This is a genomic window from Pseudotenacibaculum haliotis (genome assembly GCF_042684245.1).
In the GTDB taxonomy this organism is placed as follows: Bacteria; Bacteroidota; Bacteroidia; order Flavobacteriales; family Flavobacteriaceae; genus Polaribacter; species Polaribacter haliotis_A.
In genome coordinates this window covers 213,188-226,602 of the sequence record NZ_JBHULH010000004.1, presented here as the reverse complement: position 1 = coordinate 226,602, position 13,415 = coordinate 213,188, and the positions used below count along the sequence as shown (strand labels likewise).

The 13,415-nt window shown below is 35.8% G+C and carries 9 protein-coding genes and 1 riboswitch; of the genes, 5 read left to right on the top strand and 4 right to left on the bottom strand.

Annotated features, from left to right (window positions below; all coding sequences use genetic code 11):
- Positions 1-24: 24 nt before the first annotated feature.
- Positions 25-218, bottom strand: a riboswitch (cobalamin riboswitch).
- Between the two features lie 196 nt (positions 219-414).
- Together ACFSRZ_RS09045 and ACFSRZ_RS09040 are read left to right on the top strand one after the other, a co-directional pair.
- Positions 415-1,533: an ABC transporter substrate-binding protein gene (locus tag ACFSRZ_RS09045; protein WP_379666227.1), complete on the top strand. Its 1,119-nt coding sequence runs from the start codon at positions 415-417 to the stop codon at positions 1,531-1,533.
- Positions 1,530-2,096, top strand: a complete 567-nt coding sequence (locus ACFSRZ_RS09040; protein ID WP_379666226.1) for a hypothetical protein — start codon at positions 1,530-1,532, stop codon at positions 2,094-2,096. Before ACFSRZ_RS09045 ends, ACFSRZ_RS09040 begins: the two co-directional genes overlap by 4 nt.
- A gap of 366 nt (positions 2,097-2,462) precedes the next feature.
- Here the strand turns inward: ACFSRZ_RS09040 and ACFSRZ_RS09035 are convergent, their stop codons facing one another.
- The 3 genes from ACFSRZ_RS09035 to ACFSRZ_RS09025 are packed head-to-tail and all read right to left on the bottom strand — an operon-like array spanning position 2,463 to position 7,180.
- Positions 2,463-5,132, bottom strand: a complete 2,670-nt coding sequence (locus ACFSRZ_RS09035) for a DNA gyrase/topoisomerase IV subunit A (protein ID WP_379666225.1) — start codon at positions 5,130-5,132, stop codon at positions 2,463-2,465.
- 12 nt (positions 5,133-5,144) lie between these two features.
- On the bottom strand, positions 5,145-5,327 hold the full coding sequence (locus tag ACFSRZ_RS09030; RefSeq protein ID WP_379666224.1) for a hypothetical protein: 183 nt from the start codon (positions 5,325-5,327) through the stop codon (positions 5,145-5,147).
- Entirely contained in the window at positions 5,324-7,180 is a 1,857-nt protein-coding gene (locus ACFSRZ_RS09025; RefSeq protein ID WP_379666223.1) for a DNA topoisomerase IV subunit B, read from the bottom strand. Before ACFSRZ_RS09025 ends, ACFSRZ_RS09030 begins: the two co-directional genes overlap by 4 nt.
- A gap of 201 nt (positions 7,181-7,381) precedes the next feature.
- Here ACFSRZ_RS09025 and lysA point away from each other — a divergent pair, with 201 nt between their 5' ends.
- From lysA to ACFSRZ_RS09010, 3 genes are all read left to right on the top strand, one after another.
- Positions 7,382-8,587 carry a diaminopimelate decarboxylase gene (gene lysA / locus ACFSRZ_RS09020; RefSeq protein WP_379666222.1) on the top strand — a complete coding sequence of 402 codons (1,206 nt, stop codon included), beginning with the start codon at positions 7,382-7,384 and terminating at the stop codon, positions 8,585-8,587.
- A 170-nt stretch (positions 8,588-8,757) separates the two neighbouring features.
- Positions 8,758-9,324, top strand: a complete 567-nt coding sequence (locus tag ACFSRZ_RS09015) for a PAS domain-containing protein (RefSeq protein WP_379666221.1) — start codon at positions 8,758-8,760, stop codon at positions 9,322-9,324.
- Between the two features lie 95 nt (positions 9,325-9,419).
- Entirely contained in the window at positions 9,420-11,729 is a 2,310-nt protein-coding gene (locus ACFSRZ_RS09010) for a type IA DNA topoisomerase (protein WP_379666220.1), read from the top strand.
- Here ACFSRZ_RS09010 and ACFSRZ_RS09005 read toward each other — a convergent pair.
- Positions 11,726-13,357: an aminopeptidase P family protein gene (locus ACFSRZ_RS09005; RefSeq protein ID WP_379666219.1), complete on the bottom strand. Its 1,632-nt coding sequence runs from the start codon at positions 13,355-13,357 to the stop codon at positions 11,726-11,728. The genes ACFSRZ_RS09010 and ACFSRZ_RS09005 overlap by 4 nt on opposite strands.
- Between the last annotated feature and the right edge of the window lie 58 nt (positions 13,358-13,415).

The window sequence follows — 13,415 nt, the reverse complement described above, 5'->3', positions numbered from 1 at the left end:
TACACAAACTTTTATCCCGAAAGTTTTTACTCATGATCTAAGGCAGGTCTCCTGGCTCGCGTCTTGTCATTCACCTTCCCAGAATATTCCAGTGGTAAAAGTTGTAATGACAAGCTTTATAGCTTACAGTTGCGGGAACAGCTTTGGATTTTCACCAAATTCCCTTTTAATTCGCTGTCAATGATGTTGGCAGCAAAACCAAAAATCGCTGCAAATGTATATGATTTCTAGTAATTGAAGTGTGTTTCTATAAAGAAATTAAGAAACAGCAACATAATTAGAGGTTTAAGGTTAAAGATTAGTGATTGTTATTTTGCGATTACTCTAACACTCAAGAACTAATTCTACAAAATTTGAGTTCTCAAAAATCTTTTATCATCTTTGCTTCCCCATAGTTCAAAATCAAAATACTCAATGAGAACTCTATCAAGAATATATATTGTTTGTCTATTATTCTTAGCTATTGGCTGTCAGAAAGAACAAAAAGAAAACAAAAAAGATTCTTCTTTTCAATCTAATGTACATTATGCCAAAGGCTTTGATATTGTTGATGATCAAGGAGTAAAAAAGCTAATTATACATAAGCCTTACCAGAATCCGGAGCGTTCTTTAGAATACATATTATCTACCAAAACCAACCTAAAGGATCATGAGATAAAAGTGCCTGTAGAGCGTATAGTAGTTTCAAGCACTTCTCATATTCCTATGCTTGAGTTATTGCACAAGGAAGCCAGTTTGGTAGGTTTTCCTAATACAAAATTTATTTCTTCTAAGAAGACCAGAAAGTTGATTGATGAAGGAAAAATAACAGAAATAGGTCAGGAACAAAACATCAATACAGAAAGTTTATTAGAGCTTACTCCCGATCTAGTTGTAGGTTTTGCTTTGAGTGGTAATGACAAGGTGTATTCCGGAATTGAAAAATTGGGAGTTCCTATGATCTATAATGGCGATTGGTTGGAAGAAACTCCACTAGGGAGAGCTGAGTGGATCAAGTTTTTTGGAGTTCTTTTAGGTAAAGAAAAGGAAGCAGACAGTATTTTTCGTCATATAGAAAGTGAATATCTTAACGCAAAGAAAATAGCAAGTACATCAAAAAAACAGCCTACTGTTTTAGCAGGAAGCATGTATAGAGATGTTTGGTACGTGCCGGCCGGTGAAAGTTTTAAGGCAGCTTTTTTTAAGGATGCTAACTTAAATTATCTATGGTCTGAAACAGAAGGCACCGGAAGTCTTTCTTTGAGTTTTGAGTCTATCTTAGAAAAAGGGATCAACGCTGATTATTGGATTGGGTGTGGCTTGTTTACTTCTAAAAAAGACATGCTTTCAGCAAATAAAAATTACGATAAGTTTACTTCTTTCAACAACGGAAAGATCTTTAATAGTTCCTTAAAGACTGGTGAAACCGGCGGTATGATCTATTTTGAGCTGTCTCCGGTGAGACCTGATCTGGTTTTGAAAGATATGATCAAGATCACTAATCCTGATTTATTACCCAATTATACACTTACCTTCTTTGACCCTGTACAATGAAAAAACCAAGATTAAAGCCTAAATCGACTGTTGATGAAATTTGTTATCCTTTTATTTATGAGGATTCTCTTTTGTGCGATTATGAAATTCTAACAGATGAATTAACCAGAATGGTAGGCTGGGCCATTGATGAGCTACAGAAGTTAAGAGCCCAACACCCTAGTGAAGTAACTTTAGAGAAGCTAGAAGAAGAATTATTGTGGATTCAGCCCTTGTGTTATCATTTAAACGGCTCTATACGCGGAAAATTGGCTATTACAGAAGAGGATTATAGTCAACTATTATCATCTTACAGATCTTTAAAGGAAGTTGTTAAAGACAGAATTTCCGGTTTTGTACTACCAAGAGGTACTTCTCCTGTTGGAATTTTAAATAGATGTTCTTCTCAATCTAAAAAGAGCATTCGATTGATGGTAAAAATTCATAATACCGGAGTTAAAGAGGTTCCTGATGTTTTACCAAAGTTTGCCAATGTACTCTGCAACTATTTCTTTACTGCAACTGTTTTAATTAATAAAGTGACCGGGCTAGAAGAAATACCTTTTGTGAGTAAAAGTTATTGATAGGTATATTTCTTAGTCTTAAAAGTCATCATTTTTTGATGAGGAAATCTAAGTTTACAAGATGTTTTTAGAAGGAAAAATTGATATTTTTTTCTAGGGGTTATGTAGTTTATTTGCTTTTAAAAAGGCGTGATAAAATTGCTTCTCTTTCTATCAAAAAATCTTCATTTACACTTCAAAAATTAGCATACTAAGTAGCATCAACTAGCATAAAAGTATTTTTACCTTCCTAAACACTTACATTGAAGTGTTTATTCAAATACATTATTTTAAGTGGTTAAAAGTCAAGTTTTTACCTTTTTATTATAGAATAAATTTATAATGGTTTTTTCTACAAAAAATCGTTCTTTTCAAGAGTTTTGCTCTTTAAAAAAGTGTAGTCTGACCATCGTCTTCCGAGCTTTCAGATTTGGGTTCGGACGCTTCTTTTTTTGCGCTTGGTTTTGACGCTTCGTCACCAGATGTTTCTACCACTTCTTCGTCTACAACTTCTACCTCTTCTATCGGCTCTTCTTCGGGCTCATCATAGGGTAATGATTCTAACAGATTTACTTGCCTAATCTTATCGGTTGTCAACTGATTTCCTTGTGCCTTGATTCCTTTGATCGCGATGAAGTCTTCAAAATTAACTTCTCGATTTTCTATAGATCGCTTCGAAAAAACAACTTCAGCTACAGGTCTGTAATCAGTTGCTATGATCTCTAATTGTGAATTTGGGTGGTCTGATATGAACAGTTCTTCTTTATCTGTTGCTTCTATCAAAAAGCGTTTTACAAAGTATCGTTCTTTTTCTCCATCAAAATAGATTGCAGAAATTGGCTTTTTAGATTTCCATTTCTCTAAAACGATCATATCATCTTCAAAATGCATCTGAAGATCCGGCGTTACTGCTTTGATCTTTCCTGATTGTGTTGCAATCAAGATTTTGTCCTCAGCCCTAAATTCACCTAACAATTCCCCTCTATCATCAACATTCAAACGTTGCACAGCATCGTCAAACCAAATCTTGCGGGGCTTTAGGGTAGAAACTCCCGCCATTTTGAATTCTACTTTCTTAATAGCAAACTTGGTAATAGTATTTCCTCTCACACCTCTACCCTTTACTGCTAAGTCAGCAAAATCAATATCCCATTTTAGCTTTTTAATGCTTCCTACAGCTCTCAAATGTATGGTTACTACTTCTGCCTCTCCATTTGGGTTTGCAGTAAAATAATGTACCACAGAGCCTTTATTACCATTAGCTAAGTCATATTCTTTATCTCTGGTTACTCCGGTTACATTAAAACGTTTCATGTAACTCGGTCCGCTTCTTCCATCACGATACATCATATTGTACACTGTACGCTTGTCTTTTTTCTTAAAGACAGCTATATGAATGATATCTTTTCCAACAAATGTCTTGGAAGCTACTTTGGTTACCATCATCTTACCATCTTTTCTAAAGATGATCACATCATCAATATCTGCACAGTCGGCTACATATTCATCTCTTCTTAGTGATGTTCCTACAAAACCTTCTTCTCTGTTTACATAGAGCTTGGTATTTCTAATAACTACCTTGGTAGCAACAATATCGTCAAAGGTTCTGATTTCTGTTTTGCGCTCTTTCCCTTTACCATACTTGCTTTTTAGCTCTTTAAAGTAATCGATTGCATAGTCGATCAAATTGGCTAAATGGAATTTCACCTGCTCAATTTTCTCTTCTAAGCTCTCTATATGTTGTTTTGCTTTGTCTATATCAAACTTTGAGATCTTCTTGATTCTAATCTCAGTTAATCTAACAATGTCTTCTTCAGTAACTGCTCTCTTCAAATGCTTGGTATGAGGCTGCAATCCTTTATCTATTGCTGCAATTACTCCTTCCCAGGTTTCTTCTTCTTCTATATCTCGATAGATACGATTTTCGATGAAGATTCGCTCTAAGGAAGCAAAGTGCCATTGTTCTTCCAGTTCATTCAGCTGAATCTCTAATTCTCTCTTTAGCAACTCTACCGTATAATCTGTAGATGATTTGAGCATATCAGAAACCCCAATAAACTTAGGCTTGTGGTCTTCAATAATACAGCACAACGGTGATATAGAGTTCTCACATGACGTAAAAGCATATAAGGCGTCTATAGTTTTATCCGGTGAAATATTAGGTGGCAAATGAACTAAGATCTCTACATTGGCTGCAGTATTGTCTTCAATTCTCTTGATCTTGATCTTTCCTTTGTCGTTAGCCTTTAGAACGCTATCAATAACACTAGAGGTTGTTGTTCCAAAAGGAATTTCTGTGATTACTAGGGTTTTCTTATCTAACTGTGAGATCTTAGCACGAACTCGTACTTTCCCTCCTCTTTTACCGTCGTTATAATTGGTAAAATCTGCAATTCCTCCGGTAAGGAAATCCGGATAAATCTTAAAGCTTCTTCCTTTCAAGTACTTGATAGAAGCATCTACTAATTCATTGAAATTGTGTGGTAATATTTTTGTAGACAACCCTACCGCAATTCCTTCTGCTCCTTGCGCTAGCAGTAACGGAAACTTTACCGGAAGGTGAATGGGTTCTTTTTTTCTACCATCGTAAGAAGATTGCCATTCTGTAGTTTTTGGATTGAAAATAACATCCAAAGCAAACTTAGACAAACGTGCTTCAATATAACGAGAGGCTGCGGCTCTGTCTCCTGTAAGGATATTTCCCCAGTTTCCTTGCATATCAATTAGCAGCTCCTTTTGTCCCATTTGTACCATGGCATCAGCAATAGAAGCATCTCCGTGTGGGTGATATTGCATGGTATGCCCCACAATATTAGCTACCTTGTTGTAACGCCCATCATCCAGATCTTTCATAGAATGCATGATACGGCGTTGCACAGGCTTAAAACCATCATTAATGGCAGGCACGGCTCTTTCCAAAATTACATAAGAAGCATAGTCTAAAAACCACTCCTTGTACATTCCTGTTACTTTGGTAATGGTTTCTGTTGCTTCTGTATTCTCAGATTGATTTAACTCTTCGTCAAACTCTTCTTGTTCGTTGATTTCCTCACTCATTCAATATGAACTTTACTTTTTTTGCTGTCTTTTTACCATAAACATAGCTACGATCAAAAATCCCATAGAAGCGATTCCTAAATAGGATGATCTATTATTGTTAAAGGACAGGTCTTGATAATCCATCGTGTATATCCAATAAGCAATGATGATCACTGCTAAAACAATAATCACATTGATAACCTTTACATTCATGCCTCTTCTACTATGTCTAGTTCTACTTTTAAGTTTTCTATAATGAATTTTTGTCTGTCCGGAGTGTTTTTACCCATGTAGAACTGCAACATTTGATCTATAGACATCTCTTTGTCTAACATCACAGGGTCTAAACGCATATCTTCACCAATAAAATGAACAAACTCATTTGGTGAGATCTCACCCAATCCCTTAAATCGTGTGATCTCCGGCTTTCCTCTTAGTTTATTTATAGCTGATTGCTTTTCTTCTTCTGAATAGCAATAAATAGTTTCTTTCTTGTTTCTAACTCTAAAAAGCGGTGTTTCTAAAATATACAAGTGACCTTCCTTGATCAATTCAGGGAAGAACTGTAAAAAGAAAGTGATTAATAACAATCGAATGTGCATACCGTCTACATCGGCATCGGTAGCAATTACAATGTTGTTATATCTCAAATCTTCTAATCCGTCTTCTATGTTTAATGCCGCTTGCAATAAGTTGAACTCCTCATTCTCATAAACGATCTTCTTAGACAACCCATAGGAATTCAAAGGCTTACCTTTCAAACTAAAAACAGCCTGAGTGTTTACATTTCTAGATTTAGTGATAGATCCTGATGCAGAATCTCCCTCCGTAATAAAGAGTGTGGTATCTAAATAGCCTTCTTTCTTGGTGTCTCCAAAATGTACACGGCAGTCACGTAGCTTCTTATTATGCAAGCTTGCTTTCTTAGCTCGCTCTCTAGCTAGCTTACGAATTCCAGAAAGTTCTTTACGTTCTTTTTCTGCTTGCAAGATCTTTTTCTGAAGTTTCTCCGCCGTTTCTGTATTCTTATGTAGATAGTTGTCTAAATGCGTCTTTACAAAATCGTTGATATACGTTCTTACCGTTGGAAGTCCGCCTCCCATCTCGGTAGATCCTAATTTGGTTTTAGTCTGACTTTCAAAGACAGGTTCCATTACTTTGATACTTACCGCAGAAATAATGGATTTACGAACGTCTGAGGCATCAAAATTCTTACCAAAGAATTCTCGTACGGTACGTACGACTGCTTCTCTAAAAGCAGCTTGATGCGTACCTCCTTGGGTGGTATGCTGTCCGTTTACAAAAGAATGATATTCTTCTGAGTATTGTGTTTTACTGTGTGTAATAGCTACTTCTATGTCATCTCCTTTCAAGTGAATGATCGGATATAACATATCATCTGTATTGTTGTTGTCTTCCAACAGGTCTTTCAGTCCGTTTTCTGAATGATATTTCTCTCCGTTAAATATGATGGTTAATCCCGGATTCAAATACACATAGTTCTTCAACATTTTCACTACATATTCCGGACGGAACTTGTAGTTCTTGAAGATGCTTTCATCTGGAATAAAAGAGACTTTGGTTCCTTTTCTTCTGGAAGTTTCATCCAACATTTCCTTGTTGGTTAGGTTTCCTTGCTCAAATTCAGCTGAGGCCGATTTACCGTCTCTGTTAGATTCTACACGGAAATACGTAGAAAGTGCGTTTACTGCCTTGGTTCCTACTCCGTTCAATCCTACAGATTTCTTAAATGCTCGAGAATCGTACTTTCCTCCTGTATTCATTTTGGAAACCACATCAACCACTTTTCCTAAAGGAATTCCTCTACCATAATCTCTTACGGTTACTTTGTTTCCTTGAATAGAAATTTCAATGGTTTTTCCGGCACCCATTACATATTCGTCAATGGAGTTATCTAACACTTCTTTTAGAAGTATATAAATACCATCATCAGCCGAAGAACCATCACCTAATTTTCCGATATACATACCGGGTCGCATCCTGATATGTTCTTTCCAATCGAGTGATCGTATATTGTCCTCTGTATACTTAGTTTCTTGAGCCATAAAATCTAACTGCAGTTTTGAAGTAGTTGCTAAAATAGGGTTTCTCGTCAAAAATCAAAATGCTCTAGAACATTAGTTATCAACAGAATTTTCAATAGTTGGAATGTTATATTTTCACAATAAATAACAATATGTTATATTTTTATACATTTAGTTAAGCTGGTTTAGAATTCTCTATTTTTGTCGTTGAAAAACGAACGGATGGATTCTAGAATTTTACTTCAATTGGCAGAGAAATACGGCAGCCCTTTGTATGTATATGATACAGAGAGAATTGCTAGTCAATACACAAGAATTACAGAAGCTTTTACTACAGTAAATAGTTTACAAATAAACTATGCGGTAAAAGCTTTGTCTAACATCAACATCCTGAAATATTTTAAGAAATTAAATTCCGGATTGGATACTGTATCTATTCAGGAAGTGCAATTAGGTTTGGAAGCTGGATTTGACCCTTCTAAGATTATCTATACTCCTAACGGAGTTTCTTTAGAAGAGATTGAAAATGTAGCCGAAAAAGGAGTTCAGATCAATATTGACAATCTTTCCATTTTGGAATTGTTTGGACAAAAGCATCCTGAAATTCCGGTTTGTATACGCATCAATCCGCATATCATGGCCGGAGGAAACAGTAAAATATCTGTGGGTCATATAGATTCTAAATTTGGCATTTCTATTCACCAAGTGCCACACATCAAACGCGTTGTAGAAAATACCGGAATGAGAATCAACGGGATTCATATGCATACGGGTTCTGATATTTTAGATATCGATACTTTTTTACGAGCTACAGAGATTCTTTTTGATGTAGCCAAGCAGTTTGATAATTTGGAGTTCATTGATTTTGGAAGTGGATTCAAAGTTCCATACAAAGAAGGTGATATCTGTACAGATATTGAGCAATTGGGAGTTCAGCTTTCAAAGCGATTTAATGAGTTCTGCCGTGAGGTTGGTAAAGAAGTTACTTTGATGTTTGAGCCCGGGAAGTTTTTGGTTTCTGAAGCCGGATATTTCTTAGCCAAAGTAAATGTGGTAAAACAAACCACATCAACGGTTTTTGCCGGAATTGATAGTGGGTTCAATCATTTGATCAGACCTATGATGTATGATTCGTATCATCAAATAGAAAACATTTCTAATCCAACTGGAAGAGATCGCTATTACTCTGTAGTAGGATATATCTGCGAAACAGACACCTTTGGGTCTAATCGTAGAATTAGTGAGATTTCGGAAGGAGATATTTTATGCTTTAAAAATGCCGGAGCTTATTGCTTCTCAATGTCTTCCAATTACAATTCTAGATACAGACCAGCAGAAGTTATGTTCTATGAAGGAGAAGATTATTTAATACGTAAAAGAGAAACTTTTAAAGATATCCTGAACAACCAGGAGCATGTAGAATTTTAAAATATCGTCGGTTCTTGCATTTAGGGTAAGCAAGAACGATTGATACATTTTGGTTGATTGCCTGTAAAAGAGCACCAAATGGTGCTCTTTTTGTTTTAATATGTGTTTTAACAAAATGTGTAGGAAGATAATCATATATTTACTTCGATAATTTGCCTAACAAAATCCCTATGAAGAATAGCTTATCAAAAATGGCTTGTTTGGATTTGTATCTTTCTAAACTATCCAAAGAAGAGTATGATGCCATCAACTTAGAAGAAGAGGACTATAAAGAGAAAATAATGCCTCTGATAAGTTGGGATGTTTTTGAAGAAAGCAAGCTAAAAAGGCTTGAGGCAATAGAAAGAAAAACAGATATAGACATCATTAAATCTTTTGCTAAAGAACACAAATGGAAAAATGATCTAGATCTTATCTTCTCTAAACATGATTTTGATGCAATTGTAATTACCAATCGCTATCAGAAAATCCAATGGGTGAATAATGGATTTACTAAGATGACAGGGTATTCTAAGAAATACGCCATCAACAAACATCCGTCTTTTTTGCAAGGCAAATTGACTTCTGATAAAACCAAAGAGAGCATCAGAAAACATATTAACGCCAACAAACCTTTTAAAGAAGTAATCATCAACTACAAAAAAGACAAGACTCCTTACAAGTGCGAAATCAGTGTTTTCCCTTTGTATAATAACAAAACAACACACTTTGTAGCTTTAGAAAGAGAAGTTGTGTAAATGCATTTTTTTTAGTTCTATTTCTTTTTTGGTGTAAAACTATTTTACCCTTTTTTCAAAGTATTTTACTAATTTCCGCCATTCAAATTGAGTACATGAAAGTTTGTATTGCAGAGAAACCAAGTGTTGCCAGAGAGATTGCTAGTATTCTGGGAGCCAACACAAAAAGAGATGGTTATTTTGAAGGAAACGGATATGCTGTTACCTACACTTTTGGTCATTTGTGTACACTCTTGGAGCCAAAAGACTACAAACCTCATTGGAAAAGCTGGGATTTAAACAATCTACCTATGCTTCCCGAACGCTTTAATACAAAAGTTTCTGATGATTCTGGGGTACAAAAGCAGTTCAATATTATCAAGTCTTTATTTGAAAAGGCAGAAGTGATCATCAACTGCGGGGATGCCGGTCAAGAAGGAGAACTGATTCAGCGTTGGGTGATCAATCAGGCAGGATATCAAGGAGAAGTTAAACGTTTGTGGATCTCTTCACTAACCGAAGAAGCCATTAAAGAAGGGTTTGATAATTTGTATTCTTCTGAAAAGTACGACAACTTATACTATGCCGGATATTCGAGAGCTATTAGTGATTGGTTATTAGGATTGAATGCAACTCGCTTATATACGGTAAAGTTTGGTGGATATAAACAGGTTTTATCTATTGGTAGAGTGCAAACTCCTACACTGGCGATGCTAGTGAACAGATACAAGGAAATTCAGAATTTCAAGCCTGTTCCCTACTGGGAATTACAAACAACCTATAGAGATACTCTTTTTGCTTATGAAGAGGGTCGATTTACCAAAAAAGAAGAAGGAGAAGCCTTAGCTGAGAAAATCAAAACTGCCGATTTTGAGATTACCAAGGTTACCAAGAAGAAAGGAAAGGATTATGCTCCAAAGTTATTTGATCTAACTGGTTTGCAAGTATATTGTAATAACAAATTTGGTTTTTCTGCAGATGAAACCTTGAAGATCGTTCAACGTTTGTATGAAATGAAAGTTGTTACCTATCCTAGAGTAGATACTACATTCTTACCTAATGATCTATATCCTAAAGTTCCGGGTATTTTATCTAAGCTTTCCAAATACGGAGAATTAACAACTCCCCTGTTAGGCAAGAAGATTCGAAAATCTAAGAAAGTCTTTGACGATAAGAAAGTAACAGATCACCATGCCATTATTCCTACCGGAATAGAAGCGAATTTACAGGCTGATCAACACAAAGTTTACGATATTATTACACGTAGGTTCATTGCTGTTTTTTATGAAGATAGCGATGTTTCTAACACTACAGTTCTAGGAAAAGCAGCTGATGTTCCTTTTAAAACTACAGGAAAGGAAATTCTTACTCAGGGATGGCGAGTGGTTTTTGCTACGGAAGAGAGTCAGACAAAAAAGACGGTAACACAGCAAATGGTCTTACCTTCTTTTACTGAAGGTGAAAAAGGACCTCACGAGCCTTCTTTCTTAGAAAAAGAAACCAAGCCTCCCAGAAACTATACAGAAGCTAGTTTATTACGTGCCATGGAAACTGCCGGAAAGCAAGTTGATGATGATGAGATGCGTGAACTGATGAAAGAAAACGGAATTGGAAGACCATCTACCCGAGCAAGTATTATTGAAACGCTTTTTAAACGAAAATATATTGAGCGTAAGAAAAAACTGATTCTCCCTACACAAACCGGAATTCAACTAATTGACATCATCGACAATGAGTTATTAAAGTCGGCAGAGTTAACCGGACGTTGGGAAAAGCGATTGAAAGAAATTGAACGAGGAGAATTTAATGCCGGAACTTTTATCAAAAACATGAAAAGGATGGTTGATGAGTTGGTATACGAAGTACGTTCTAACAAAACTAGAACTCGTATTTCTCATGCTTCAACTCCGGTTAGTACAAGCACAAAAGAGAAACCTCAAAAAAAGAAAACTAAAAAAGAGGTTACCGGAAAAGCATGTCCTAAATGTAAGAATGGTCAACTACTAAAAGGAAACTCTGCTTACGGTTGTTCCAACTACAAATCGGGATGTGTTTTAAAAATTCCTTTTAAAATACATGGAAAGAAGATTTCTGAAACGCAGATCATTCGTCTATTAGACAAAGGCTCAACTACCAATCTAAAAGGGTTTAAAACTGATGCAGGAACCTTAGAAGGGTTGTTACGTTTTGATGAAGAATTCAATATAAAGTTAGAACCTAAAGCATCAGCACAAGCTCCTAGTAATGAGGAAACCATTCCTTGTCCGAAATGTAAGAAAGGAACTGTTTTAAAAGGCAAGACAGCTTATGGTTGTTCTGAATACAAAGCGGGTTGTGATTTTGTCTTTAGTTTTTCTGACATAAAAAAGATCGCCAACGGAAAACCGTTGACGAAAGAATTAGTTTTAGAAATTATTTCTTCTTAGTCTTTATCTAAATCCGGTAATACAAATTCGTCTAAAACACTTTTCTGAGCCATCATCTTCTCAATGGCTGATGATGTTCTTGGCGCTTCTTTTGAAAGGTTTACAGGTCCTTTTTCAGTAATCAAAATATCATCTTCAATACGTACTGCAATTCCCCACCATTTCTTATCACATGGGCTTCCGTCCGGAATATAAATTCCAGGTTCTACAGTAATTACTGAATTTGCTCTTAAAGGCTGGTAAGTTCCCGGATCGTGTACATCTAACCCTAAGTAGTGCGATGTACCGTGTGGGAAATAATTATGTCTTTCGTCTAGAGATTTGATAATTCCTAAAGCTAACAATCCTTTGTTGATCTCTTCTCTTGCTGCTTGCCCCGGTGCTCCAAAACTTGCTCCTGCTACACTTGCCTTGATCCCTGCTTCTTGAGCTTTGTACACGATATCATAGATCGCTTTTTGCTCTTTAGTAAATTTACCGCTAGCCGGAATTGTTCTAGTTACATCTGCAGTATAACCACGATACTCTGCTCCAAGATCCATCAATACCAAATCGTGTCCAACTCTAGTTCTGTTGTTTTCTATATAATGTAAGATACATCCGTTATTTCCGGCTCCTACAATAGAAGGATATCCTTCGTACTCTGCTCCGTATTTTTTATAAACGAATTCGTGAATTCCTTGCAATTCTGTTTCAGACATATGAGGTTTCATAGCCTTCATCACTTCAATCTGACCTACAGCAGAAATTCGAATAGCCTTGGTTAATAATTTTAATTCTTCAGCTGTCTTTACTTCTCTCATTCCACCTAGAGTTCCTGTTAAGAAATCAATATCTACATTGGTTTGAGGCTTTAAAGCTAAAGTGATCTTTTGTTTTGCTTCTTTTCGTAAAGCATCTGTCTTGGCTTCTTTGTATTGCTTGATCAGCTTATCTTCTTTAATGTCTTGGAATCTTCCTTCTACTCTATTGATGATCTGTACAACATTGGCACTACTTTCAATTGGTGTAGATGCTACGTTTTCATATACATACTTTTTTGCTCTTGATAAATAAGAATCAGGATTGTAGCCTGATTGCTTTTTAAAACTCTTTACCAAGTCAAAAATATCTGCATTTCCTCCAAGGTCTCTGTAATCATCTTTGAACTTTTCAATAAATACTTTATCAAACTTCTTAAAGTCAATTTTTGAGTTCAAGAAATCAGCTCCGTTATAAGCATGTACAAACCCTAATTGAGTTTTAGCTCCTTCTTTTCCTAATCTTTTTCCGTTCCACATCTCTGCTGTTGGATTTCTTTCTTGTACATAAATAGCTTCATTGTACGTATTTCCATTAGCATCTGTTTGGTCTTCAGAAAAGATCACCAAAACAGCATTTGGCTCTCTGTATCCGGTTAAATAATAGAAATTAGGATCTTGATGAAATACATAGTCTACATCATTGGCTCTGTTTCGTATTGGGTTGGCAAAAACAACAGCTACAGAATTCTGAGGCATTTTGCTACGAAAAGCATCTCTTCTTCCTTTGTGAAATTCTTTGGGTAAATAGTCTGTTGGTGTTCCGTCCTGTGCGTTTCCTATTGCTAGAAAAGTTAGTGCAAACAGAGCAAAAAATAGTTTCTTCATGAGTTGATTTTTTTGAGAAAATCAAATCTACTATTAATTCTTTCTTTGCTAAAAAAAT